The sequence below is a fragment of the Eubacterium aggregans genome (assembly GCF_900107815.1).
In the GTDB taxonomy this organism is placed as follows: Bacteria; Bacillota; Clostridia; order Eubacteriales; family Eubacteriaceae; genus Eubacterium_O; species Eubacterium_O aggregans.
In genome coordinates this window covers 1-24,561 of the sequence record NZ_FNRK01000010.1, presented here as the reverse complement: position 1 = coordinate 24,561, position 24,561 = coordinate 1, and the positions used below count along the sequence as shown (strand labels likewise).

Below are 24,561 nucleotides of genomic sequence, written 5' to 3'. Positions count from 1 at the left end.
CATCCTGCAACCCACGCAGCGTAGAGTCCGCAGTTTAGCTATCCAGCTTAAGCACTGCCATAAAGGCCTCCTGGGGGACCTCCACATTACCAACCTGGCGCATCCGTTTCTTCCCTTCCTTCTGCTTTTCAAGGAGCTTGCGCTTTCTAGAGATATCCCCCCCATAGCACTTGGCTAAAACGTCCTTTCTGAGGGCAGATAGGGTTTGTCTGGCAATGATTTTTGAACCGATGGCGGCCTGGATAGGGATTTCGAACATCTGTCTGGGGATGCTTTCCTTTAGCTTTTTAGCAATGGCCCGGCCCCGGGCTGCGGCCTTATCCCGATGAAGGATAAAGGAAAGAGCATCCACCATTTCACTGTTTAAGAGAATATCCATTTTCACCAAGTCCGAGGGGCGATATTCTTTAATTTCATAATCCAAGGATGCGTAGCCCCGGGTCCGGGATTTTAAGGCATCAAAGAAATCATAGATAATCTCATTGAGGGGCAGCTCATAATGAAGATTCACCCGATTCTCCTCAATATAATCCATGTTCATGTAAATGCCTCGGCGCTCCTGGCAGAGCTCCATCACAGAGCCTAAGTATTCTGAGGGCACCATGATATTCGCATCGACGATGGGCTCCTCCATCACATCGATTTCCGTGGGATCCGGCAGATTCGTGGGGTTATCAACCCACATTTCCGTTCCATCGTTCTTTATAATCTTATAAATAACACTGGGGGCTGTAGTGACTAAATCCAGATTGAACTCCCGCTCCAGCCGCTCCTGGATGATTTCCATATGAAGGAGTCCTAAAAATCCGCATCGGAATCCAAAGCCCAGAGCTACAGAGGTTTCTGGCTCATAAAGCAAGGAAGCATCGTTGAGCTGCAGCTTGGCTAACGCTTCCTTTAAATCCTCGTATCGTGCGCCATCTGCTGGGTAAATCCCGCAGAATACCATGGAGGTGACCTTTTTATATCCTGGCAAGGGGGAAGCTGCCGGATTCTCCGCTCCGGTTATGGTATCCCCTACCCGTGTGTCCCGGACGTTTTTAACCCCGGCGCTCACATAGCCAACGTCTCCAGCGGTCAGCTCTTTTCCAGGGATCAGAGCATTTTCAAAAAAGCCCACTTCGTCCACTTCAAAATCCTTGCCGACCGCCATGAGGTGAATTTTCATTCCCGCCCGAATGGTCCCCTGTACCACACGGACCGAGGCAATGACACCCCGGTATTGGTCATAATAGGAGTCAAAGATGAGGGCCTGGAGGGGTGCCTCTGTGTCTCCCTTTGGTGCCGGTACATGCCTTACGATATCCTCTAACACATCCTCAATACCAATGCCGGCCTTGGCTGAGATTAAGGGAGCATTCTCTGCATCCAGCCCGATGATATTTTCAATTTCTTCCTTAACCATATCGGGACGGGCACTGGCCAAGTCGATTTTATTGATAACCGGTAAAACCTCTAAATCGTTGTCCAGGGCCAAATAAACATTGGCAATGGTTTGGGCCTCGATCCCCTGGGAACCATCCACCACTAAAATCGCTCCTTCACAGGCCGCCAGACTCCTGGAAACCTCGTAGGTAAAGTCCACATGGCCCGGTGTATCAATAAGGTTTAAAATGTACTCCTCGCCGTCCTGGGCTTTATACAACAGACGTACCGCCTGGAGCTTGATAGTGATTCCCCGTTCCCGTTCAATATCCATATTATCCAAAATCTGCTCTGACATATCCCGTTTGCTCAGTAGTCCTGTTTTTTCAATGAGACGGTCTGCCAGAGTTGATTTGCCATGGTCGATATGCGCAATAATGGAAAAATTCCGTGTGCGTTCTTGTTTAGTTAATGCCAAATTCTTACCTCCAAAGCAAAATTATAACGATTATGAAGCGAACCGATGGAAGCGCTGAGGCCCTTTGAAAAGGTCTCGGCACTTCCATCGGTCCGTTTTTTATCCTTTTTGTTAATTAAACATATTAAATTTGTACAGGACAAAGGCGCAAACGGCGGTAGCCCCTAAAATCATGATAATGACGGGGGTGAAGCTCGCCACGGGCAGCCCTGTAACATTCATACCATAAAAACTGGAAATCATCGTGGGGATGGCCATTAAAATCGTAATCGCCGTTAGAATCTTCATAACGATATTTAGATTATTGGAGATAATCGACGCAAAGGCATCCATGGTTCCACTTAAGATATTGCCATAAATATTGGACATCTCAATGGCCTGTTCCATTTCAATGAGGACATCATCCAGAAGATCCCGATCGTCCTCGTAAAGCTGAACCACCCGACCACGCTGGAGCTTTTCCACCACCAGCTGATTGGACTTAAGGGACGTGGAAAAATACACCAAGCTCTTTTCCAAATCCAAAAGTTGAAACAGCTCTTTGTTCTTCATGGACCGGTGTAATTCTTTTTCAATCCGGTTACTGATACGGTTGATGTGCCGCAGATAAATCAAAAAACGGGTTGCCACCAGGTATAAAAACTGGAAGATGAATCGACTTTTCAGATTGACGAAGACATGCTTAACCCGCCCCCTGGCGAAATCATCCAGTACCGTATTGTTTTGCAGGCAAACGGTGATGATGTTATCCTGGGTTTCTATAATCCCCACAGGAAGGGTGCTGTACAGCAGCAAGTCTTCATGTTTGTCAACTAGGGGAACATCCACCGTTATCAGGGATTGGCCGGTTTCATCATCCAGCTCCACACGGGATACTTCCTCTTCATCCAACGCCGCTTTCAGAAAATCATCATCAACGTGGAGGGTTTCTCCAACGATTTGTAATTCTTCCTCTGTGGGTGCCACCAAACTGATCCAAGTGTCCTTTTCAATGGTATCCACCTCTGTAATCAGCCCACCGATATTTTTGTAGATATTTAGCATTCTGACCTCCTCTAAAAGGCGGCCAGAGATTGAACTATGACCGCCTGAATTTATATTTTGTGTTCATTTTTGTGCTTTTCTCTCCAGGGTCCGCGTCCATTAATCCAACCTCCTCGTCCAAATCTACAATTTGGCAATTTTTAATATCATAGTCCTACTATAGCCTTTTTTCAGGCGCTTTGTCAATTGTTTTATCACGAATTAACAATGAAACCGTCAATTATGGTTTTCCTATTTAACGGAATGGATCTCTCCATTCACCACATCATCCTCAATGGTAAGAACCCCATAGGATTTATCGACACCGGGATGGCTATAGGTTAGGGCTCCTGGGTTCATAAACAGGATTCCCTCTTCTTTTTCAACCAGGGGCATATGGGTGTGTCCGTAGAGAACAATATCCGCCCCTTCACTTTTTGCTTTATAAAAGAGGGTGTTTAACGACCCCTTTACTCCAAATTCATGACCATGACAGGCAATGATTGTCTTTCCCCCAAATTGGGTTTTCACAAAATCCTCGCCCTCTTCATAGCCGATATCCATATTTCCCCTCAGGGTAATGACCGGGATATCCACCATCCGTTTGATGGATTCACCGTCCGATACATAATCTCCCAGATGGAAAATAACCGCCACCGGCCCCATGGCATCGATAGCTTGCTTTAAGGTCCGGCTATTGCCATGACTGTCACTTACAACACCTATACGCATGAGCACCTCCTAAGCCAGGCTATCCAGCTTCGCTTTGGCCAGGGCAATGGCCCGGCCACGATGGCTGATTTTATTTTTTGCTGCATCACCCATTTCAGCGTAGCTTTGGCCCGTGGTTTCTTCAATGAATAAGGGGTCATAGCCAAAGCCCTCTGCACCTCGAAGCCCATGGGCGATGGTTCCACGAACGGTTCCCCGGCCGGTCCATTCCTCTCCACCCGGGAGGATGAGTGCAACACAGCAAATAAATGCTGCTCCTCGCTCACCATCCGGTACAGCGGCCATTTCCTTTAACAACTTGGCATTGTTATCAGCATAAGTGACATGTTCACCGGCATAACGGGCAGAATAAACACCCGGTGCACCCTTTAAAGCATCCACCGACAGTCCGGAATCATCGGCCATAATAATGTCCTGATCTCCGACATAGGGTGCAATGGCCCGCACTTTAATGAGGGCGTTATCTTCAAAGGTCTCCCCGTCCTCGATAATATCAAGATCAATGCCCACCTCGCCCATGGTTTTAACCGCGTAGGCGTTATCCAGCATTTCCTTTAACTCAATGGCTTTATTGGGATTTCCTGTGGCCAATATGATGGTTTTCATGCTTCTATCTCCAATGCTTTCTTTTGGATACGGATGAGGTCCTGGATTCCCTGTTCTCCCAGGGCCATCAGATCATTAAATTCACTGCGTGTAAAAGGACGATCCTCACCGGTCCCCTGGATTTCAATGATTTCACCAGAGCTGGTCATAACGACGTTCATGTCTACTGCTGCTGCTGAATCCTCATGGTAGCATAAATCAAGTATGGGATGGTCCTGCCAAATACCGACACTGGTCGCCGCGACAAAGCCAGTAAGGGGCATGATTGTAATCATTCCCTGGTCCTTGAGATTGAGCAGCGCATCGTACAGGGCGATAAATGCCCCAGTGATTGAAGTGGTCCGTGTACCACCATCGGCCTGGATAACATCACAGTCAATCCAAATGGTCCGTTCCCCCAAGGCCTTTAAGTCGACAATTGACCGTAGGCTTCGGCCGATTAAACGCTGGATTTCCACAGTGCGGCCATCCACCTTCCCCCGGTTCCGGTCCCGGCTTTTCCGGGAGCCGGTAGAGCTTGGGAGCATCTCATATTCTGCGGTGACCCAGCCCCGGCCCTCTCCCCGCATAAAGGAAGGAACCTTTTCCTCGACCATTGCGGTGCAGATCACCTTGGTCTCACCCACCTCCATTAACACAGAGCCATGGGCGTGCTTGGTGAAATGCCGGGTGACCTTTACAGGGCGGCCTTCATTGTAAAGCCGCCCGTCAATACGTTCAATGCCAGGCTTATCCATTGAGCTTCCCTTCGACCACCTGACGGATAATCCCGTTGGCAACCTGGGGATTGGCCTGTCCCTTGGTGGCTTTCATAACCTGTCCGGTTAAGAAGCCATAGGCCTTTTTATTCCCGGCAGCAATATCCTCCAAAGATTTGGGATTTTCTTCGACGATTTTCTCAATAATCCCTTGAAGCTCACTGGTATCGCTCATCTGTCCCCAGTTATTCTTTTCAACAATCTCTTTAGGTGATGCGCTGGTTTTAAACATTTCTTCCAGGACACTTTTACCAATTTTACCGCTGATGGTTCCCTCTTTAATCAGAGTCAATAGCTCTGCTAATTTTTCAGGACTGAAGGAGATGGTTTCCATGGTTAATTCATTTTCCTTCAGAAGGGCTGGAATATCCACCATCAGCCAGTTGGAGATCAACTTCGGCTCATTGAAGAGGGCAACGGTATCTTCAAAATATTTAGAGGTGAATTTAGAGGTGGTCAAAACAGCGGCATCGTATTCTGGCAGGCCTAATTCCGACACATAACGGTTGCGCTTGGCTTCCGGAAGCTCCGGCAGCTCCGATTTTGTCCGTTCGATCTGTTCGTCCGAAATGACAATGGGAACCAGATCCGGCTCTGGGAAATAACGATAATCCTGGGCTTCCTCCTTGGAACGCATGGAGGCACTCGCCCCTTTGGCATCATCCCATTTACGGGTTTCCTGGATGATGCGGTGTCCCTTTTTGAGCTCGATGATCTGTCTTTTGCTTTCATATTGTACCGCCCGCTGCAATGCCCGGAAGGAGTTAAGGTTTTTCATCTCTGTCCGGGTGCCCAGTACCTCGGTCCCCTTTTCCTTAATGGAAAGATTGACATCAAAACGGATGGAGCCTTCCTGCATCTTACAGTCAGAAACCCCAACGTATTCTAAGATATTTCGAACCTTTTCCGCAAAGACCCGGGCCTCTTCCGCCCCGCGAATATCGGGCTCGGTGACAATTTCAATAAGGGGTACGCCACATCGGTTGACATCCACCAGGGTGCCATCTGCCGATTCGTGGAGCAGCTTTCCAGCATCCTCTTCAATGTGAATCCGTGTGATGCCGATGGGCTTGGTTTCCCCATTGACCTCGATTTCCACCGTCCCACCGGTACAGATGGGCAAGTCGAATTGGGAGGTCTGGTAGGCCTTGGGCAGGTCAGGGTAAAAATAGTTCTTACGATCCATTTTGCTGAAATTGGCAATATGGCAATTCAAGGCTAACCCTGCCTTTGTGGCAAATTCCACCACCTGCTCGTTCAGGACGGGCAGGACCCCCGGCATCCCCAAACACACTGGACAAGCATGGGTGTTTTCATCCGCTCCAAATTCTGTGGAACAGGAGCAGAAAATTTTAGATTTTGTAGCAAGCTCGGCATGGATTTCCATCCCGATGACGATATCGTATTCCATTCTTCCTCCTCCTATTTGAATTGTGGTGCGTGCTGGCTTCTGAAGCTGACCTGCTGCTCTAAGGCATAGGCGGCCTGAAGCAGGCGGCTTTCACTGAGTACCGGGCCAATAAGCTGTGCCCCAATGGGCATACCACTCTGGTCCAGGGCCACAGGAACCGAGATTCCAGGAATCCCGGCAATATTCACAGGAACCGTAAATAAATCGGACAAATACATATCCAGGGGATTCCCTATTTTTTCACCCAGGCCAAAGGCGGTGCTCGCACTGGTAGGTGTCAGCATGACATCACAGGATTTAAACACCGTGGCGTATTCTTCCATGACCAAGGTCCGTACCTGCATGGCTTTCTTGTAATAGGCATCGTAATATCCGGAGCTTAGGGCATAGGTTCCCAGCATAATCCGCCGTTTGACCTCGTCCCCAAATCCCTGGGTCCGGGTTTTCCGGTACATATCCACTAAGCCTTCATACTCTTCCGCGCGGACACCATAGCGAATGCCGTCGTAACGGGCCAGGTTTGAGCTGGCTTCAGCAGAGGCAATAACGTAGTAAGCGGCTAAGGCATAATCCAAAAGGGAAAACTCGACATTGACAATTTCAGCGCCGGCATCCTTTAAGGCGTTTAGAGCATCGTCCATGGCGGCCTGGACCTCGGGTTGGATTCCTTCACCAGCAAAAGCAGGTGCCACGCCGATTTTCATACCCTTTACGCCATCCTTCAGACCCAGGGTGTAATCCACCTGGGGAACGGTAAGGGAGGTACTATCCTTGGCATCATGGCCGGCAATGGCATTTAAGACAATGGCGGCATCCTCCACATCCTTAGTCACCGGACCAATCTGGTCCAGGGAGGAAGCATAGGCCACCAGGCCATAACGGGAAACCAGTCCGTAGGTTGGCTTCATACCAACCACACCACAATGGGAGGCTGGCTGACGGATGGAACCGCCCGTATCCGAACCTAGGGCGTAGCATGCCATATCAGCGGCCACTGAAACAGCTGAGCCGCCACTGGAACCACCGGGGACCTTGCTTAAGTCCCATGGATTTTTAGTCTGCTGATAGGCCGAGTTCTCCGTGGAGGAGCCCATGGCAAATTCATCCATATTGACCTTCCCCAACAAAATGCCACCCTGGGCCTGCAGGCGATCGTACACATCTGCATTGTAAGGTGGTACAAAGTTATCGAGAATTTTAGACGCACAGGTGGTCCGGATTCCCCGTGTACATAGATTATCCTTCAGGGCATATGGGATTCCAGCCAGGGGACCATCAGTGGTATCCATGGCTTTCGCCTGTTCCAAAGCTGCCTCTGTATTGATCTGAAGGAAAGCATCTACTTTCTTTTCCACCGAATTGATCCGCTTGGCATAAGCCTTGGTCACCTCAAAAGCGGTGGTGTCCCCTTTTGCAATGGCATCCTTTGTTTCATGTATCGTTAAATGTGTCAGTTCCATAATCCCCTCCTATTCCACAACCCGGGGGACCTTGAAGCATCCCGCTTCAACTACTGGTGCATTGGCAAGGACCTCTTCAATGGGGAGGGAGGGTTTAACCTCATCCTTGCGAAATACATTCTGTACCGGGAGGATATGCTCCGTGGGTTTTACTCCGGATGTATCCAATTGATCTAATGTTTCCATATAATTGAGGATGGCACCCAGCTCATCGGCCAGGCGATCAGTTTCCGTTCCATCAAACTCAATCCGCGCGAGGTCAGCCACATAGGTGACTTCTTCTCTCGAAATACTCATACTCTATCTCCAATCCTGAAAAAATTACATTTATGTTATGATTTTATCGTTGATTCTTTTATTATAATGGAAAGGGATTGTAATGTAAATTACAATCCAGCAATTCATGGGACAATTTATCCCTAAACCCTCACCAATCCCTGATCCGTCAGGCGGATTTCCGGAATAACCGGAAGCGCCATAAAGCTCAGGGTGATGAAGGGATCAATGGTCTCCGGTACCCCCAGATCATGGGCTAACATCAGGAGCTCTGTCAGCGCCTCCTCCATTTCAGGCCAGGAGGCGGTGGACATCAGGCCCCCTACGGGAAGGGCCAGGCTGCCCAACACCGTGCCTTTCGATACCACTACAATTCCCCCTTGGATCTCATGGATCTTTTCCACGGCCACAGCCATATCCCCATCGTTATCACCACAGACAATGATATTATGGGAATCGTGGGCGATGGTCATGGCCACAGCGCCCCCCTCTATACCATAGCCCTTAATGGGTGCAACCGCTCGATTGCCATTTTTGCCATAACGCTCAATGACCGCCAGCTTGGAGTAAAGCTTAGAGGCTTTGAAAAGGCCGTCTTCCTCCGGCAATTCGGCTTCAAAGGCAAGGGTCCGAATATCTCCCGGGATGATCTCAATGCCAAGACTTTCTTTACCAGCTTCCACAGGGAAGGCAAAATCGGAAGGCTTAATCCCATCCAGCACAACACTATTTAACAAGGTTGGACAAGCCGCCAAAATCTTGGTTTCCGATAAAAGGGGCTGGATGTTCTTTCCTTTTTTATACACCGCCGTGATGTGGAATGATGCTAAGTCGTCACAGAAAAGAATATCGGCCTGATAGCCTGGTGCAATGGCGCCATGCCGTCTTAATCCATAGGCCTGGGCGGTATTAATAGTGGCCATCTGGATTGCCGTGATGGCATCGTAGCCTACTGCCATGGCCAAACGGACGCAATGATCCATATCACCCTGAGTCCGAATATCACTGCTATGGCGGTCATCAGTACACAGAAGGATACGCTCTGTCGGAAGGTTCTGACCTTTCACGGCTTCTAGGATTGGCACCAAATCATGGGCCGCTGATCCCTCCCGAACCTGTAGATAAAAGCCTGCCCGCAGGCGTTCCACAGCTTCCTCACCATTTACCGCTTCATGGTCCGTTTCAATCCCAGCGGCCCGATAAGCCTGGAGGGCAGCACCGGATAAACCCGGGGCATGGCCGTCGATCACCCGTCCCTCACAGCTTTGGATTTTATCGAGGATATGCGCCTTCGCCTGGAGGACATCATCGATGCACATCACCTCGCCAAGGCCAAGAATCCGGGAATGGTCCAGGAAGGGGGACATATCCTTTGCCGAAAATTCACCAGCACCGTTGGTTTCCTGGGCTGTAGCCGGTACCGAGGAGGGGATCATGAAAAACATATCCACCGCTAAATTTGCACTGTCCTCCAGCATGAAAGACAGCCCTGTTTCCCCTGCAACATTGACGATTTCATGAGGGTCTGCAATGATGGTTGTTGTTCCCCGGGGTGCAATCAAACCCGCATAACCCGAGGGGGTCATCATGCTCGATTCGATATGGACATGGGCATTGATAAGCCCTGGAATCAGGTATTGTCCTTTGGCATCAATAGTTTTAAGGCCTTCATAGGTTCCAATGCCGACGATGCTCCCATCCACAATAGCCACATCACCCTCTAGAACTTCTTTGGTAAACACATTGACAATTCGGCCATTTTTAATGACCAAATCTGCGGGTATCTCATGTTTTGCCCCATGAATCATTCGCGTTCTGTTCATCCTGCCATCCTCCCTTCTAAGCCCTGGTCAAAGTCCTGGGCCTAAGGCTGTGCAAGCATTGCCATCAATGCTTCCTCATCAATAATTGGAATACCAAGTTCCTGGGCTTTCGCCTCTTTGGAACCTGGCTTACCGCCAGCTAGCACAAAATCCGTTTTCTTCGAAACGGAGCCTGAAACCTTGGCGCCATTGGCTTCCAACAAGGCCTTTGCCTCCCGCCGTCCCATGGTCGGCAGTGTTCCTGTCAGAACGAAGGTCCGGCCCTCCAAGATACTAGACGTGCTTTCACTTTTTTCTGTCATATTGACCTTGGCCGCTTTCAAAGCCGCAATCATTTTCCGGTTAGCTTCCGTTGCAAAAAAATCCCGGACCTCTGCCGCCATCTTCGTCCCAACATCCTCCACCGAAAGCAGGGCCTCTTCGTCCGCTGCCATGAAGGTATCCATACTGCCAAAGGCCTGGGCCAAAAGCTTAGCACCATTGGCCCCTACCAGGGGAATGCCCAGGGCGAAAATTAATTTAGAAAGGGGCTGGGCCTTGGAGGCTTCAATAGCTGCCAAAAGGTTATCAACGGATTTTTCACCCATTTTTTCCAGTGCTATCAGCTCTGGCTGATGCTCCTTTAAATGGTAAATATCCACCACATTAGTTAAAAGCTCTGCATCCATCATCTGACGGATGATGGCCGGGCCCATGCCGTCAATATTCATGGCATCCCGGGATACAAAATGTGCCATCCGCCGAAACACCTGGGCCGGACAATCAAAATTCACACACTTAGTCACGGCCTCTCCGGTTAACCGAAAGGTCGGCGATCCACAGACCGGACAATGGGCCGGCATCTCGAAAATCTTCTCTGATCCATTGCGTTTATCCGCAACGGAGCGAACGACCTCTGGAATGACGTCCCCGGCCTTTTGAATAATAACCTCATCTCCGATTCGAATATCCTTTTCGGTGATGTAATCCGCATTGTGCAGTGTTGCCCTTGCAATAACAGACCCCGCTAAAGGAACCGGGGTCAGCTCCGCGACTGGGGTTAATGCCCCGGTACGTCCAACCTGAACAGTAATATCCCGCAGCCTCGTCGCCGTCTGCTCCGGTGGAAACTTATAGGCAATGGCCCATCTTGGACTTTTTGAGGTGTCGCCCAATTCTTCCCGATCCCGAAGGTCGTCCACCTTAATCACCATTCCGTCAATTTCATAGGGAAGGGCATTGCGTCCACCGGCTTCCATGGCTTCAATATGTGTGATCACCGCATCCATTGTACTGCATCGCGTAATGGGACTGGTGTGAAAGCCGCAACGACTTAAAAAAGAAAAGGCTTCTTCATGGGTTTCAAACTGTCGGTCCTCAATCCGCTCCAAATTAAAAACAAAGATTTTTAAGGGACGGGAAGCTGCCAGCTTGGAATCCAGCTGGCGGATGGACCCAGCCGCAGCGTTTCGTGGATTTGCAAAAAGGGGCTCATCGGCCAGTGCACGGGCCTCATTAAGCTTTTCAAAGCCAGCCTTATCCATTAACACTTCCCCCCGAACCTCCAGGGTAACGGGCTCTGTCAGCCTTAATGGAATGGAAGGAATCGTCCGTAAATTTTCGGTGACGTCCTCTCCAATCTGGCCATCTCCCCGGGTGGAACCCCGAACGAAAAGCCCTTCCTCATAGTTTAAAACAACGGTCAGGCCATCAAATTTCTGTTCGAGGCAATACACCACATCTGGGCAGATTTTTCGGACCCGTTGATCAAACTCAATGAGTTCCCCAGCGTTAAAGGCATTGGACAGACTGAGCTTCGGGGTTTGGTACACCACCTTTTGAAAGGCTTCCAGAGGGCGCCCCCCTACGCGCTTTGTGGGGGAATCCGCCGCCGCCCACTGGGGATAAGCTTCTTCCAAAGAAAGGAGCTCCCCCATGGCCTGATCATAATCAAAATCCGATACCTGGGGGGCATCCTCCTCGTAATAGTGACGATTCTGGGTTTCCAGGTATTTTGTTAATTCTGCAATACGCTGTTTTGCCTGCTTCGGTGTATCCATTTTAGTCTACCTTCGTTACGAATCCCGGGTCCAATTTTTTAATACCTACCCCCGGAAAGGCGATGGAGAGCTGGTTCGTCTTGACTTCAACGATGGTCCCGATCCCAAATTTTTTATGCTTGACCTTATCCGACGGGGCAAAGCCAGCCGCACTGGCCGGTCGCACCGGAATGGCTGATTGATAAGCCTTCTTCCCAAGGTTTATATGCTGCTCGAAGCTTTGACGCTGTTTTTCCTTTATTCCGGCATCACGTACGGTGGTGCTCCGGGTCTGGGCCTCGTTGACTTCCAAGCAGTCCTTGGGGATTTCCTTTAAAAACCGAGACTGGATTTGGGGCCGCCGCTGGCCGAACACCGTTCGTTCTGCGGCCCAGGACAGGTATAGCCGTTCCTTGGCACGGGTAATCCCCACATAACAGATGCGTCGTTCTTCCTCAAGCTGCTCGTCGTCCCCAGAGTTCAGGGAACGCATATGAGGGAAGATGCCATCCTCCATCCCGGGAAGGAATACCACTGGGAATTCCAGGCCCTTGGCGTTATGAAGGGTCATCAGCAGAACCTTTCCCTCATCCCCATCGTATTTATCCGTCTCCGAGGCTAAGGCTACGGTTTCCAGAAAGGCCGTTACGCTCTGGTCATCGCTGGTTCGCTCAAATTCCACCGCCGAGGAGACCAATTCCTCCAGGTTCTCAATGCGGCTTTCTGAGTTTTCCATTTTACCCAGCTTCAGCATTTCCATGTATCCGGTGCGGTCGATGACACGCTGGATGAGGTCTGCAACCCCCTCGGTTTCCGCCCATTCCTTGAGCTCTGTCATGGTTTCTGCAAAATCCTTGATTTTATTTAAAACGCCGGCCCCAAGGGTTGGAATTTCTCGATAATGATAGATGGTTTCCATGAGGCTCCATCCCTTAAAATTGGCGAACTCCATGACCTTTTCAATGGTGACCCCACCGATTCCCCGCTTGGGAGTATTAATGATCCGCACACAGCCCAAGTCATCCGCCGGATTGACCAGCACATGGAGATAGGTAATGATATCCTTGATTTCCAGCCGGGAATAGAACCCCGTGCCGCCAATGAGCTGATAGGGCATGCCACTGCGCAGCAGGGCTTCTTCAAAAAGACGGGACTGGGCATTGGTTCGGTATAAAACCGCAAAATCCCCAAATTTATAATGCTGCTCCCGGCGCAGCTTCGAAATGGTATCTGCCACAGAACGGGCTTCGTCGTAGCCTTGGTCGTAGGAGGATAACACCAGCTTGTCCTCCCCGGGATTATCCGTCCATAGATTTTTTTCCTTTCGGCCGGTGTTATGGGCAATGACGCCATTGGCCGCATCCAAAATGACGCTGGTGGAGCGATAATTTTGCTCTAGCTTCACCACCTTGGCATCGGGATAATCCTTCTCAAAGTCCAAAATATTGCTGATATCCGCACCACGCCACATATAGATACTCTGGTCATCATCCCCACAGACACACAGGTTGTGATGTCCTGCGGCCAATAAATTGACCAGTTGATACTGACTGTGGTTGGTATCCTGATATTCATCCACCAGAATATACTTAAACCGCTTTTGATACTGTTCTAAAATCTCGGGATAGCCCTCAAAAAGTACCAGGGTATTGAAAATTAGATCATCAAAATCCATGGCATTATTACTCTTCATCCGCGCTTCGTAAAGATTATAGTATTCGGCAACCTTTTCCTTCCTAAAATCACCCTGGACTTCCTTAGCGTATTGCTTTGGTGACTGGAAAGCGTTTTTAGCATTGGAAATTTCCCCGGCCATATAGTTGAAGGGATACATTTTATCATTGAGATTCATCTCCTTAGCCAAGGTTTTATACAGGCGTTTCTGATCATCCGTATCGTAGATGACAAAATTATCGCTGTATCCCAGCCAGGCACTGTGCTGTCGCATGATCCGCGCACACATGGCATGGAAGGTGTGAATCCAGATACGATTACTCTCTTCGATATTCATGGCCGCTATCCGTTCCCGCATTTCACCGGCTGCCTTATTGGTAAAGGTGATGGCGAGGATTTGGGATGGCCAGGCCATCCCCTCCTCAATAATATGGGCGATGCGATGGATGATGGTTCGGGTTTTCCCCGATCCGGCCCCTGCTAAAATCAGTAATGGGCCTTCTGTGGTCGCCGCGGCCTCCCGTTGCCTTGTATTCAGTCCGTCTAGTAAGCTCATTCTACCTCTGTTCTTTCTGTTCCGTAATACAATTGCTTTAACACACCATCCATGGTCTTTTCATCCATGGGAATGGGGTTTCTGGCGGTAGAACCCTTAAGGGACCCTGCCAACAAGCCGTCGTAGTGTTTAACAAATTCTTCTTCTGTGATTCCCGCTTCCTTAAAAGTTTGGGGTATTTCAAAAATGGCATTTAAACGATGGATCTCCTGGATCACATCCCCGCCAATGATTTGTCCCAATGCATCAAGATCCGCTTTGACCTGGGGATCCTGGGCATTATAGGCTAAGATCACGGGTAAAGCGATGGCATTCAGCAAACCATGGCCGGTACCAAAGGTTCCCCCAAAGGCATGGGCGATCCCATGGCTCATTCCCAAGCCAGCATTTTGGAAGGACATTCCCGCCAGACTCTGGAAATCGTGGACCTTTTGACGGCTTTTGATATCCCCATCCTGGAAGGAGAGGGGCAGCCATTTAAACAAACCTTCCGCCGCCGCCCGGCTAATGGGCTTACAGAAATCATCGGCGTTAGGGTTAATGTAGCTTTCCAGAGCGTGGGTCAGGGCGTCCATCCCCGTTTCTGCAACAACGCTCTTTGGCATAGATAGGGTCAGATTTCCATCCAGAATGGCAATATCCGGAATGAAGGCCAGGGTTTTTAAGCCCACCTTGATGTTTTCATCTTCAAAGGTCACAACCGCCGCCCGGGTGACCTCGCTGGCTGTCCCCGATGTTGAGGGCGCGGCCACTAAGGTTATCTTCCGGCGGGCCTCCGGGGCCTTGCCATTTCGAATTTCCTCTATGGTTAAGGTTTTATACTCACACAGAAGGGTCATCACCTTGGCAGCATCGATGGCCGAGCCACCACCTACTGCCAGCACGACATCAGGATCAAAGGCCTTCAGACGCTTTGCCCCCTCCTCGACCTCAGCCACCGTGGGGTTAGCCCCAATGCCTGAATACACATCGTAGGCTTTTCCCTGGGCCTTTAAAATCCCCGTAATTCCATCAATGGTTCCATTATCGAACATGGCCCGCTTTCCGGTGATAATGGAAAAGCGCTGGCCTTCGATACCTTCAATCGCCTGAATGGACCCTGGACCAATAATCATTTTATTCCCATTAAACTTCAGTTCTTTCACAACTAGCCTCCTTATCTGTTGAAGAGTAAGCGGTAAACTTCACCACCATCGTCGTTCCCCGACCTTCTTCACTACTGGCATCAATGACGCCCCGATGTCGCTCTACAATCCACTGGGCAATGGACAAACCCAGTCCCGTTCCACCTTCTTCCCGGGAGCGGGCTTTATCCACACGGTAAAACCGCTGGAATACTTTTTTTAAATCGGCTTCCGGGATACCAATCCCCTGATCCACCACCTTCATCACCACCATGGTTCCAGCCTTTTCAGCACTCACTGTAATGTAAGTACCGGATTCACTATATTTGATGGCATTATCAATTAAAATCACCAACAGCTGGGTGAGTTGGCTTTCGTCGCCAAAGACCGTTAATGGGGTATCAGGGACGTCCACCAAAAGATTGATCTGCTTCCCTGCGGCTACTGTCAGCATTCGTTCTGCGACCTCACAGCACAAGAATCCAAGATCGACCTCTGAATCCTCAATATGGACCTCCCCTGCATCTGCCCGTGCCAGAAACATCAGATCCTCTACGATACGGTGCATTCGTTTGGTCTCGTCGTAGGCATTATTCAGCCACTCCATCTGACTATTAACGCTTTCCTCCCCGTCTCCCCGTACAACCTCTAAATTCGTTTGGATAACGGCAATGGGGGTTCTTAGCTCATGGGAGGCATCCGCCAGAAACTCCTGCTGGTGCTCCATCCCTTTTTTGATGGGGACAAGGGAGCGTCCCGATAAGAAATAGCCACACAACCCCGAGGCTACCGCCCCAATAATGACCACAATGGACATGATATTGACGGCATTGGCCAGCACACTGGATTCACTGGACATATCTTTAATCACCTGAAAGGTTTTTAAACCACCGTCCTTCCCAATAATGGTGTAGGTACAAACCTTTAGGTTTTGGGTATCCGTACGGTAATTTGCCACCCAGTATTTGCTTTGCTTCTCCGCCACGTACCGGAGTATCAAATTTTTTAGCTCCTGGGGATCAATATTCAAATGAGTTGATGCTGAAACCGCTTCAAAATTCTCATTCCAAACCATGTACGTTACGTTATTTTTGTTCAAGCCTTCTAAAAAAGCCTGAAAATTCACCCGATCCTCTTCCAGCTCCGGCGACTCCGGATCCTCCGATTCTAAATAATCCAAATTACCAGCCAGCTGGGCGCAATAAATTTCCAAGCTGTTATTGATATCCGAATCCCGATTTAGGCTGATGGTGGCATAAAGCACGACAGCGATGAACACCGATAATCCCAATAGGACTATGGTATTCATCACCGTCAGATTCATGCGCAGTTTATTGAGGCCGGTCATTGTCCGGTTCCTTTAATACGTATCCCAGACCTCGGATGGTTTTTATGATGGTCCGGGAATCCTTCATCTTCTTTCGCAGATAATGGACATAGATCTCCACGGAATTATCCATGGCGTTGCTTTCAATCCCCCATATCCGATCGAGGATTTGTTCCTTGGAAATCGTTATACCTGGATTTCGGATGAACATCTCCATGAGCTGGGCCTCCTTGGAAGTCAGGCGCACCGGCTTGGTCCCAATGGTCAGCTCCCCATTGTTGATATTCAGGGCCAGATCCGCATAGGTCAACACACTGTCGGAGTAGACATCCCAGGGCCGCCGTCCCAGGGCACGTACCCTGGCAATGAGCTCATCAGTCACAAAGGGCTTTACCAGATAATCGTCTGCCCCCATATTGAGGCCAGCCACCTTGTCTGCTGTACTATCCTTTGCGGTTAACAGCAGGACGGGGACGTTTTTCCCCTGGGAACGGATATGCTGCAAAATTTCTAATCCACTCATCCCCGGAAGCATGATATCTAAAATAATCACATCATAGACGTCATTATCAGACAAAAGCTTGCCCTCAATGCCATCATTGACCACATCCACTAGGATCTTGTTTTTCTCGAAGATTTTTCCAATGGCCGAGGCCAGGGATACTTCATCTTCTACTAATAATACCCGCATCAGGATTCTTCGCTTTCCTGGGATGCGGCATCATCAATGACGCGACGGATGGGCTTTTCTACCCGAGCCTCAGCCGCTGCTTTTTCAGCCAGGATTTCAGCCGGGTCCTTCAATCCCTCATCTTCCAAGGCGGTGTCCGCAGCAGGCTCATCCTCTCCAATATCAGAGGCTGCTTCCTCTGCCACTACTTCCTTTGGGTCCTCAGATACTGTCCCAGGAGCTTGAATATCCTCTTTTTTGACAAACTCCAAATCCGGGGCCGGTTCTTCTTCCTCCTCCAGGATACGTTTGCCTAAATTCTTATAAACTGGGACACAGCGTTCGTAGTTTTCCAGAAAATCATCTGCCGGTAAGACCATCTTATCCATCAGGTAATAAATGAATAACCCCAGATAGTAGGCCTTGTCCGACTCAATGTCGGCCATGTTAAAGTATTTTGAAAAGGCATCCTCCAGGGAATCCCCTTCTCTGACGATATCCCCTGCCACACGGACCCATTCTCTGGATAAGGTGTCCACCAGGGATTCATTGAAATATCCCCAAAGGATTCCCTTGGCCACACTCAGATCCCCAAATTTTAAGGCATTATTGAGTTCCCGGGCCCCTCGGTTAAAGGCATCCATAATCCGAATGGTATAGGTGGTGTCCCCCGTAGGATGACGATCCCTTCCACCGGTTTTTTCATCAATGAGCTGGGACAGGAGGAAATCATCCTCCTTCATTTTCTCACGGATGGCGGCCCACTCATCGTATTGACAGAAGGGCAGATAGCTAAAATCACCAAAGAGGCGGTCCGTCACCCGCTTGACTTCCATGAGGCTATCCCGATCCCGATAAACCTGGGTTTCCGCTTCAATGTATTTGTCCATCACATAAAAGATATTATTCAAGCTGAAGAATCGATTCATTCTCCCCATGAGCTCAATATTTTCACTGTAGAAAATCATGCCGTCAAAGGTCCGGTAATCCCCGGAGCCTTCAGCCGATTCCTGGTTTTCCGCCAACTGAAGGAAGCGATACCCCTTATAAATGAGATCATTACAGGGATAGTAGATATCGTTGGGGAATTGATCCTCAAAGATATAAATGAATTTCCGGGTCTTTGTGAAACACAGGATATAACCCTTTGTTGTGAAGAAGGCCCAGGCCTTTTCATTGGCATCCTCATATCGAACATTGAAGCCTTCGGCTAATAGGGTATTTTTAGTAAGAAAATCTAAAATATCCTCCCGGGTATTCAGGCCCAAAAGCCTAAGATTGATTTCAAAGTTTTCTTCCAGCAATTCAATGGCCAGGCCTTGGGGATCGTAGAGTTCCGATTTCCGTCCTTCTGGATCGTTCATCAGATTTTTAACCACGCAAAGCAGAATACAATCCAGGGCGATATCCTCGGTTTTAGTTTCCGGCTGAACCTTGCTTAAATCCCGAAAAACATTGCGCTTAATAATAGTCATGGTATCGCGCTTCCGCCGATCCTTCCGGCGATTAGCCACTTCATTAAACTGATCTAAAATGCGTCGGATCGTTTTAACCTGTTCCTCATCCACTGCTGAGAGTACCAGATTTTTATTGGCATCCTCCAGGTAAAAGACATTGCGCAGGAAGATTTCTAACACCCCATTTTCTTGACGCAAGGTGTATTCCACCTCCATGTCCTCTTCAACCGGAATGGATAAAACCCGCCCGGTTTCCATATTTTTTGCGATCATTCCTCGACAACTTAAAAAAAGGTAATGATAGGATCTTGGAATATCATCACTGCTGTTCATCCCGATTTGCTCTAAATAGGTGGTCGTCCGCATGAAATAGCCATGGAAATCAACAAGCTGAGCATTTTTCTTGTTAAGGGAAAAGCCGTAATCAATAATGCGTTCCACAATCTTTGCCATATCTTCCATAGGGTTGACTGACCGACTAGTCCGATTGATGATGGTCTGATTTAAGTACGTCCCCACATCATCATAATTTGGCTCAACCGCCATCACGGCTTCGACGGCCAAAAAGATCAAGGTATCAATATCCACCGATGCCATGTTATCAAAGCCATAGTCCTTCTTCAACTTCTGAATCATGCGCTGGTACATCGTCTCAATTTGATTGATGCCACCTTTGATGACCTGATAACAATCACTGCAAAGGGAATCGTAATGAATCTCGATGCGGTCATTATTGATGGTGTGTTTTCGTCCTAAAAACCCCAATTCCTTACCACATTTTTCACAACAATTCTTCTTCATCAGATGCTCCTTTCCTTTGTATGCTTATGGAAATTAATTAATTCGGTTATCTTTAGTTATTCACGGTTTATTTTAACACAAAGTCCTTTAAGAGTTTAGTGTTTTCTTTTGGGGATGTGGGGAAATTGTGTGAAAGGAGTGAGAGGTAGGCTGGACCTCGGTGCGTTGCACCTGGTCCTCGCTACTTTGGGGGCTGTATGCTGGATCAAGTCGCTTCGCTCTTGATCCTCGCTACCTTTTTGTTTTTGGGAGAATTGTAAAGCCGTGTATTCGCTCCGGGCGCTTTGCGCCCTATGCTCATATCGAGCTGCGCCCTCTGAAGCTAAAAAAATACAGCCCTGACAGAAAGCGAGCTTTCTGTCAGAACTGCATGTTTTTTATCTTTGCACGGCTTTAGTTTGCGTTACATCATCGGCATTCCGCCACCCATGCCGGCAGGCATGGCGGGGGCGTTTTCTTCGGGCTGATCTGCAACGGCTACTTCGGTGGTTAAGAGCATTGCAGTAATGCTGGCTGCATTCTGAATGGCTGTACGGGTCACTTTGGTAGGATCAATGATTCCAGAGTCCACCATATTCACATAGTTGCCATTGAGAACATTGAAGCCGATCCCTTTGTCTTTTTTGCGGAGTTCGCTGACAATGACGGATCCTTCGTAACCTGCATTTTCAGCAATCTGACGCACTGGATCTTCGATAGCACGGCGAATGATGGATGCACCGATTTTTTCATCGCCATCTAAGGTGTCGACTAAGGTTTCCACTTTGTCTAAGGTGTTGATTAATGCGGTTCCACCACCAGGGACAACGCCTTCTTCAACGGCGGCACGGGTTGCGTTTAAAGCATCTTCGATACGGTATTTCCGTTCTTTCAGCTCAACTTCGGTTGCAGCACCAACTTGGATAACGGCAACGCCACCGGAAAGTTTTGCTAAACGTTCCTGTAATTTTTCTTTGTCATAGTCAGAAGAGGTTTCAGGAATCTGAGCTTTGATCTGCCCAATCCGTTCTTCAACAGCGGTGCGATCTCCCTGTCCATCGACGATGATGGTGTTTTCCTTGTCAACCTTAACCTGACGGGCACGGCCTAACTGATCGATGGTGGCTTCCTTGAGTTCTAAGCCAACTTCTTCCGAAATGACCTGGCCACCGGTAAGGATTGCGATATCCTGGAGCATTTCTTTACGGCGATCACCAAAGCCAGGGGCCTTAACAGCGACACAATTGAAGGTTCCTCTTAATTTATTGAGTACCAAAGTCGTTAAGGCTTCACCTTCAACATCTTCGGCAATGATTAAGAGTTTTGCACCCTGCTGTACGATTTGTTCCAGTACGGGCAGAATTTCCTGGATATTGCTGATTTTTTTGTCAGTGATGAGGATGTATGGGCTATCCATTTCGGCAACCATTTTTTCAGTGTCGGTTACCATGTAACCGGAGAGGTATCCTCTGTCAAACTGCATCCCTTCTGTGAATTCCAGCTCGGTTCCCATGCCCTTGCCTTCTTCAACAGTGATGACACCGTCATCTCCAACCTTTGTCATAGCTTCTGCAATGAGCTGTCCGATTTCAGCATCGGCAGCAGAGATTGAAGCAACCTGTGCCTTTGATTCTGCAGATTCAACCGGTTGGCTCAGTTCCTTCAGGCCTTCAACAACAACATCGACTGCTTTTTCGATTCCTTTTTTCAGAACCATGGGATTGGCACCGGCAACAACGTTGCGGTTTCCTTCGCGAACGATAGCCTGGGCCAACAGGGTTGCGGTGGTTGTTCCATCACCAGCGACATCGTTGGTTTTCGTTGCGACTTCCTTTACCAGTTGAGCACCCATATTTTCAAAAGCATCTTCCAACTCGATTTCTTTCGCAATGGTGACACCATCATTCGTGATAGTGGGTGCACCATAGCTCTTTGCTAAAATAACATTTCTCCCCTTAGGTCCAAGGGTCACTTTTACTGCATCTGCCAATTTATCAACGCCAGCGATTAATGATTCGCGGGCTTCCATGTGGAATTTGATATCTTTTGCCATTCTTATTGCCTCCTTGTAACGCGATCTTTTTTTATTATTCTACAATTGCCAGAATATCATTCTGTTTGATGATCAAAAACTCTTCTTCGCCAACTTTGACTTCAGATCCTGAGTATTTTGAGTAGATAACTTCATCCCCAACGGCAACATCCAGGGGGATTTTTTTGCCATCCACAACTTCACCAGAGCCAACAGCCACAACAGTTCCCTGCTGGGGTTTTTCCTTTGCTGTACCTGGCAACACAATACCGCTAGCGGTTGTCACTTCTTCTTCTTTCACTTTAATAACAACTTTGTCTCCCAATGGTTTAAGACTCATTATCAACGCCTCCATTATATTTTGAGTTATTATTAGCACTCGCTATCTCTGAGTGCTAACATAATATTAGCTGATACCCATCATTTTTGCAAGTGTTTTTATATATTTTTAAGAACTATTTTATTTTTTTTTAAGCTTTCCATTTTAAATATGCATTTTGGTAATAACTGCACCGACTACCTATATCCGTACTTCACAAAAGCCATTCTAGCAATTGTATTTTGTTTCCTCTCGTAATATAGTAAATTGTTTTCAATAAATTCATATTCCAAATGTAGTTGCCCATTTTTGAAATTCATTTACAAATTTCGCCGTGTGAAACCCATCACAAACAGCATGATGAACTTGTACTGCTAGAGGAAGAATATATTTTTTCCCTTCTTTGTAAAACTTTCCAATGGTAAAGATTGGCGGAAAATAGTCGTATCCCTTCTGCAAATTCAAATTAAATCCTGTGAAACTAGTCCAAGGGATACAGGAAACATTAAAAGATTTGTACCTAAAGTGGTTTTAGAATTTATGCAATCATTCTTATATTTCAACATATCTTGATTATAATTTTCTATGAAAGCAATATAGTCAGGAGTATACTCTGTCCAGACATTGGTAAAAGTTTCAGTTTCATTATGAAAAATAGTATAGTAAGGATTGCTCACATCATAATAACCAAGTTGACCATTCCCATCCAAATCCATTCGAAAGGCTCTTTCTGAATTCACAATATGAGAAAGTCCAAATAAAATTGTTGGAAATAACTTTAAGTTATGGCATCTAGCCGTTTTATAAAGAGATGTTATATCAATATTTACAGTCATACTATACGTACAAGGCGAATTATTGAAAAATTCATTGTATGTATTTTTTCGATTCCATTCATTTTGCTTTATTATATTAAATCCCATTGTATTCCCTCTTAATTTTTTATAAACAAATTTGAGATAGATTTATTAAATGATATTTTCACTCTGTGGCATTATCCACCTCTATGGTGACATTATACATGAATTGCTTGCGCATAAAATAATGGATGTGAGAATTTATGGATAATTCAAATAAAATCTTAAATCTTATAATGAAAAAACTGAAATTCTACAGTGATTTTACAATTTAATTGACAATTTTTAATAAAAAAGGTATAATGCAAATAATTCGAAAAATTAATGTCTTCAAAGCTCTAGCATCTAGATTTTGATTGGGATAACCATGAAAACCGCATAGATAAGACCTTTCAGACAAGTCCTGCGGATGTGGCGGAACTGGCAGACGCGCTAGATTTAGGATCTAGTATCTTTCGATGTGGGGGTTCGAATCCCTTCATCCGCACCATTTTGAAAATATGGGTCTCTATCACATGGTAGAGGCTTTTTTACGTGGATGTTTTTATTCAGAAAGGATGTCAGTATGTGCAGCAGATATATCTTTAGAACGACAATTCCTGAATTAAAGACCCTTTTAGATGATTCGCAGCGGCACAACATCCCAATCCATGAAGGAGATATTCATCCCAAGGATCTTACTCTGGGTTTGATTCTACAAGGGGGTGTCAAAAAAACCGTTCTCATGCGCTGGGGATATCAATCAACCACACCCTCTGGATTAATCATTAATGCAAGAAGCGAAACAATTCAAAAAAAGCCGATTTTTTCATCGGATTTTAAATATCGACGATGTCTTCTACCGATGGCTGGCTTTTATGAGTGGGATTTCAAAAAAAATCTTTACTTATTTTCACCCAAAGTTGCGGATGCCTATCTTTGTGGTATTTTTCATCCTGTGGACGATGACTTTTTTCATTTTGTTGTTTTAACCCGACCTGCCGCAGGAACACCAGCTTCAGTTCATAATCGTATGCCTGTTATCCTTCCCAATTCACAGACCGATCAATGGCTCTTTGATATTAACGCTGCCCATGAATTGCTGTATGGAGAACCATATCTTTTGGAAAAAAACTGCCTTGAAAAATACGAACAACTCGATTTTTTATCTTAAAATAAAAAAAGCGCTGAATTCAGCGCCTCTCAGGTTTTAATACTTTCCTTAAAACCCAAACAAACATCAGTTTTCTTTCCTACTTTAGCCGATGTTTTAACTATACACCAACTATTTGCTCCATCCAAGAGCACTTGTTCAAAAATAATATTTTATTGTTTAAACATTGACAGAAATGACTTTATTTAAGATTCACACACATTCTAAAATATCAGTCAGATTTTTTAGGCTTTTTTTAAATTCAAGAAACTCATCATCTAAATGAGTATTATTCCCAACACGTAGTACCTCTACCATCTTTGAAATACTAACATATAGGGGTGTAATATAATGGTGCGCTTGTCAAGACAAAAATCCGAAGGATTTATAATGAATAATAGGCAGGTGTGTTAGTAAGGTGTGGGAAGGCAAACAAATGAGATCTTGATACGGCTAAATAAATCAAACAACATAAGGCAGAAGCATGGCAGGGTAGTAACATTCAGCAGGTCTTTTATAATCCAAGGAGGAGTGGCACCGCTCAAAATTATAGGTATGGATGTAGTGTCCGATGGCGACCCGCGCTTCTCTGATATTATTGTATTGGGTCAAGTAGGCTTCCTCATACTTAAAGCTGCGGAACCACCGTTCAATCATGATATTATCCGCCCAGCGGCTTTTCC

The 24,561-nt window shown here is 47.2% G+C and carries 19 protein-coding genes, 1 tRNA gene and 1 pseudogene; 2 read left to right on the top strand and 19 right to left on the bottom strand.

The annotated features are described in order from the left end of the window. Positions 1-34 precede the first annotated feature (34 nt). From lepA to BLW33_RS06965, 18 genes and pseudogenes are all read right to left on the bottom strand, one after another. Complete coding sequence (gene lepA, locus BLW33_RS07050; protein WP_090306903.1) at positions 35-1,843, bottom strand: translation elongation factor 4; 1,809 nt, start codon at positions 1,841-1,843, stop codon at positions 35-37. A 111-nt stretch (positions 1,844-1,954) separates the two neighbouring features. Next, positions 1,955-2,887: a magnesium transporter CorA family protein gene (locus BLW33_RS07045; protein ID WP_090306900.1), complete on the bottom strand. Its 933-nt coding sequence runs from the start codon at positions 2,885-2,887 to the stop codon at positions 1,955-1,957. A 231-nt stretch (positions 2,888-3,118) separates the two neighbouring features. Then, a complete protein-coding gene (locus BLW33_RS07040) occupies positions 3,119-3,598 on the bottom strand; it encodes a metallophosphoesterase family protein (protein WP_090306898.1) in 480 nt (159 codons plus the stop codon). A 9-nt stretch (positions 3,599-3,607) separates the two neighbouring features. Continuing rightward, positions 3,608-4,204 (bottom strand): RdgB/HAM1 family non-canonical purine NTP pyrophosphatase, encoded by a 597-nt coding sequence (gene rdgB, locus BLW33_RS07035; RefSeq protein ID WP_090306894.1) that lies wholly within the window; start codon positions 4,202-4,204, stop codon positions 3,608-3,610. Continuing rightward, positions 4,201-4,941 carry a ribonuclease PH gene (rph, locus tag BLW33_RS07030; protein ID WP_090306891.1) on the bottom strand — a complete coding sequence of 247 codons (741 nt, stop codon included), beginning with the start codon at positions 4,939-4,941 and terminating at the stop codon, positions 4,201-4,203. The genes rdgB and rph overlap by 4 nt, the downstream gene beginning before the upstream one ends. Further along, the gene (gatB, locus tag BLW33_RS07025; protein ID WP_090306890.1) at positions 4,934-6,373 is read right to left on the bottom strand and encodes an Asp-tRNA(Asn)/Glu-tRNA(Gln) amidotransferase subunit GatB; all 1,440 of its coding nucleotides are present in this window, start codon (positions 6,371-6,373) and stop codon (positions 4,934-4,936) included. The genes rph and gatB overlap by 8 nt, the downstream gene beginning before the upstream one ends. An 11-nt stretch (positions 6,374-6,384) precedes the next feature. Beyond that, positions 6,385-7,833, bottom strand: coding sequence for an Asp-tRNA(Asn)/Glu-tRNA(Gln) amidotransferase subunit GatA (gatA, locus tag BLW33_RS07020; RefSeq protein WP_090306888.1), 1,449 nt, complete (start codon positions 7,831-7,833; stop codon positions 6,385-6,387). Positions 7,834-7,842: 9 nt separating this feature from the next. After that, positions 7,843-8,130 (bottom strand): Asp-tRNA(Asn)/Glu-tRNA(Gln) amidotransferase subunit GatC, encoded by a 288-nt coding sequence (gene gatC, locus BLW33_RS07015; protein ID WP_090306885.1) that lies wholly within the window; start codon positions 8,128-8,130, stop codon positions 7,843-7,845. A 122-nt stretch (positions 8,131-8,252) separates the two neighbouring features. Continuing rightward, positions 8,253-9,932 (bottom strand): adenine deaminase, encoded by a 1,680-nt coding sequence (gene ade / locus BLW33_RS07010; protein WP_090306882.1) that lies wholly within the window; start codon positions 9,930-9,932, stop codon positions 8,253-8,255. 41 nt (positions 9,933-9,973) lie between these two features. Then, a complete protein-coding gene (ligA, locus tag BLW33_RS07005; protein ID WP_090306879.1) occupies positions 9,974-11,971 on the bottom strand; it encodes an NAD-dependent DNA ligase LigA in 1,998 nt (665 codons plus the stop codon). Position 11,972: 1 nt separating this feature from the next. Continuing rightward, a complete protein-coding gene (pcrA, locus tag BLW33_RS07000) occupies positions 11,973-14,180 on the bottom strand; it encodes a DNA helicase PcrA (RefSeq protein WP_090306877.1) in 2,208 nt (735 codons plus the stop codon). After that, the gene (locus BLW33_RS06995; protein WP_090306875.1) at positions 14,177-15,325 is read right to left on the bottom strand and encodes an iron-containing alcohol dehydrogenase; all 1,149 of its coding nucleotides are present in this window, start codon (positions 15,323-15,325) and stop codon (positions 14,177-14,179) included. The genes pcrA and BLW33_RS06995 overlap by 4 nt, the downstream gene beginning before the upstream one ends. Then, positions 15,306-16,652, bottom strand: a complete 1,347-nt coding sequence (locus tag BLW33_RS06990; protein WP_090306869.1) for a sensor histidine kinase — start codon at positions 16,650-16,652, stop codon at positions 15,306-15,308. Before BLW33_RS06990 ends, BLW33_RS06995 begins: the two co-directional genes overlap by 20 nt. Further along, complete coding sequence (locus BLW33_RS06985; RefSeq protein WP_090306866.1) at positions 16,636-17,322, bottom strand: response regulator transcription factor; 687 nt, start codon at positions 17,320-17,322, stop codon at positions 16,636-16,638. The genes BLW33_RS06990 and BLW33_RS06985 overlap by 17 nt, the downstream gene beginning before the upstream one ends. Further along, the gene (locus tag BLW33_RS06980; RefSeq protein WP_090306862.1) at positions 17,322-19,559 is read right to left on the bottom strand and encodes a hypothetical protein; all 2,238 of its coding nucleotides are present in this window, start codon (positions 19,557-19,559) and stop codon (positions 17,322-17,324) included. The genes BLW33_RS06985 and BLW33_RS06980 overlap by 1 nt, the downstream gene beginning before the upstream one ends. Before the next feature lie 403 nt (positions 19,560-19,962). After that, positions 19,963-21,591, bottom strand: a complete 1,629-nt coding sequence (gene groL, locus BLW33_RS06975; RefSeq protein ID WP_090306859.1) for a chaperonin GroEL — start codon at positions 21,589-21,591, stop codon at positions 19,963-19,965. 34 nt (positions 21,592-21,625) lie between these two features. Beyond that, entirely contained in the window at positions 21,626-21,910 is a 285-nt protein-coding gene (gene groES, locus BLW33_RS06970) for a co-chaperone GroES (protein ID WP_090242666.1), read from the bottom strand. A gap of 261 nt (positions 21,911-22,171) precedes the next feature. Further along, positions 22,172-22,812, bottom strand: a pseudogene (locus BLW33_RS06965) (CatA-like O-acetyltransferase). Positions 22,813-23,151: 339 nt separating this feature from the next. Between BLW33_RS06965 and BLW33_RS06960 the strand changes: the two are divergent. Together BLW33_RS06960 and BLW33_RS06955 are read left to right on the top strand one after the other, a co-directional pair. After that, positions 23,152-23,236, top strand: a tRNA-Leu gene (locus BLW33_RS06960). A gap of 75 nt (positions 23,237-23,311) precedes the next feature. After that, entirely contained in the window at positions 23,312-23,899 is a 588-nt protein-coding gene (locus BLW33_RS06955) for an SOS response-associated peptidase (RefSeq protein WP_090306857.1), read from the top strand. Between the two features lie 441 nt (positions 23,900-24,340). Here BLW33_RS06955 and BLW33_RS06950 read toward each other — a convergent pair. After that, on the bottom strand, positions 24,341-24,561 hold a 221-nt coding region (locus tag BLW33_RS06950), incomplete at its 5' end, for an integrase core domain-containing protein (protein WP_143032599.1).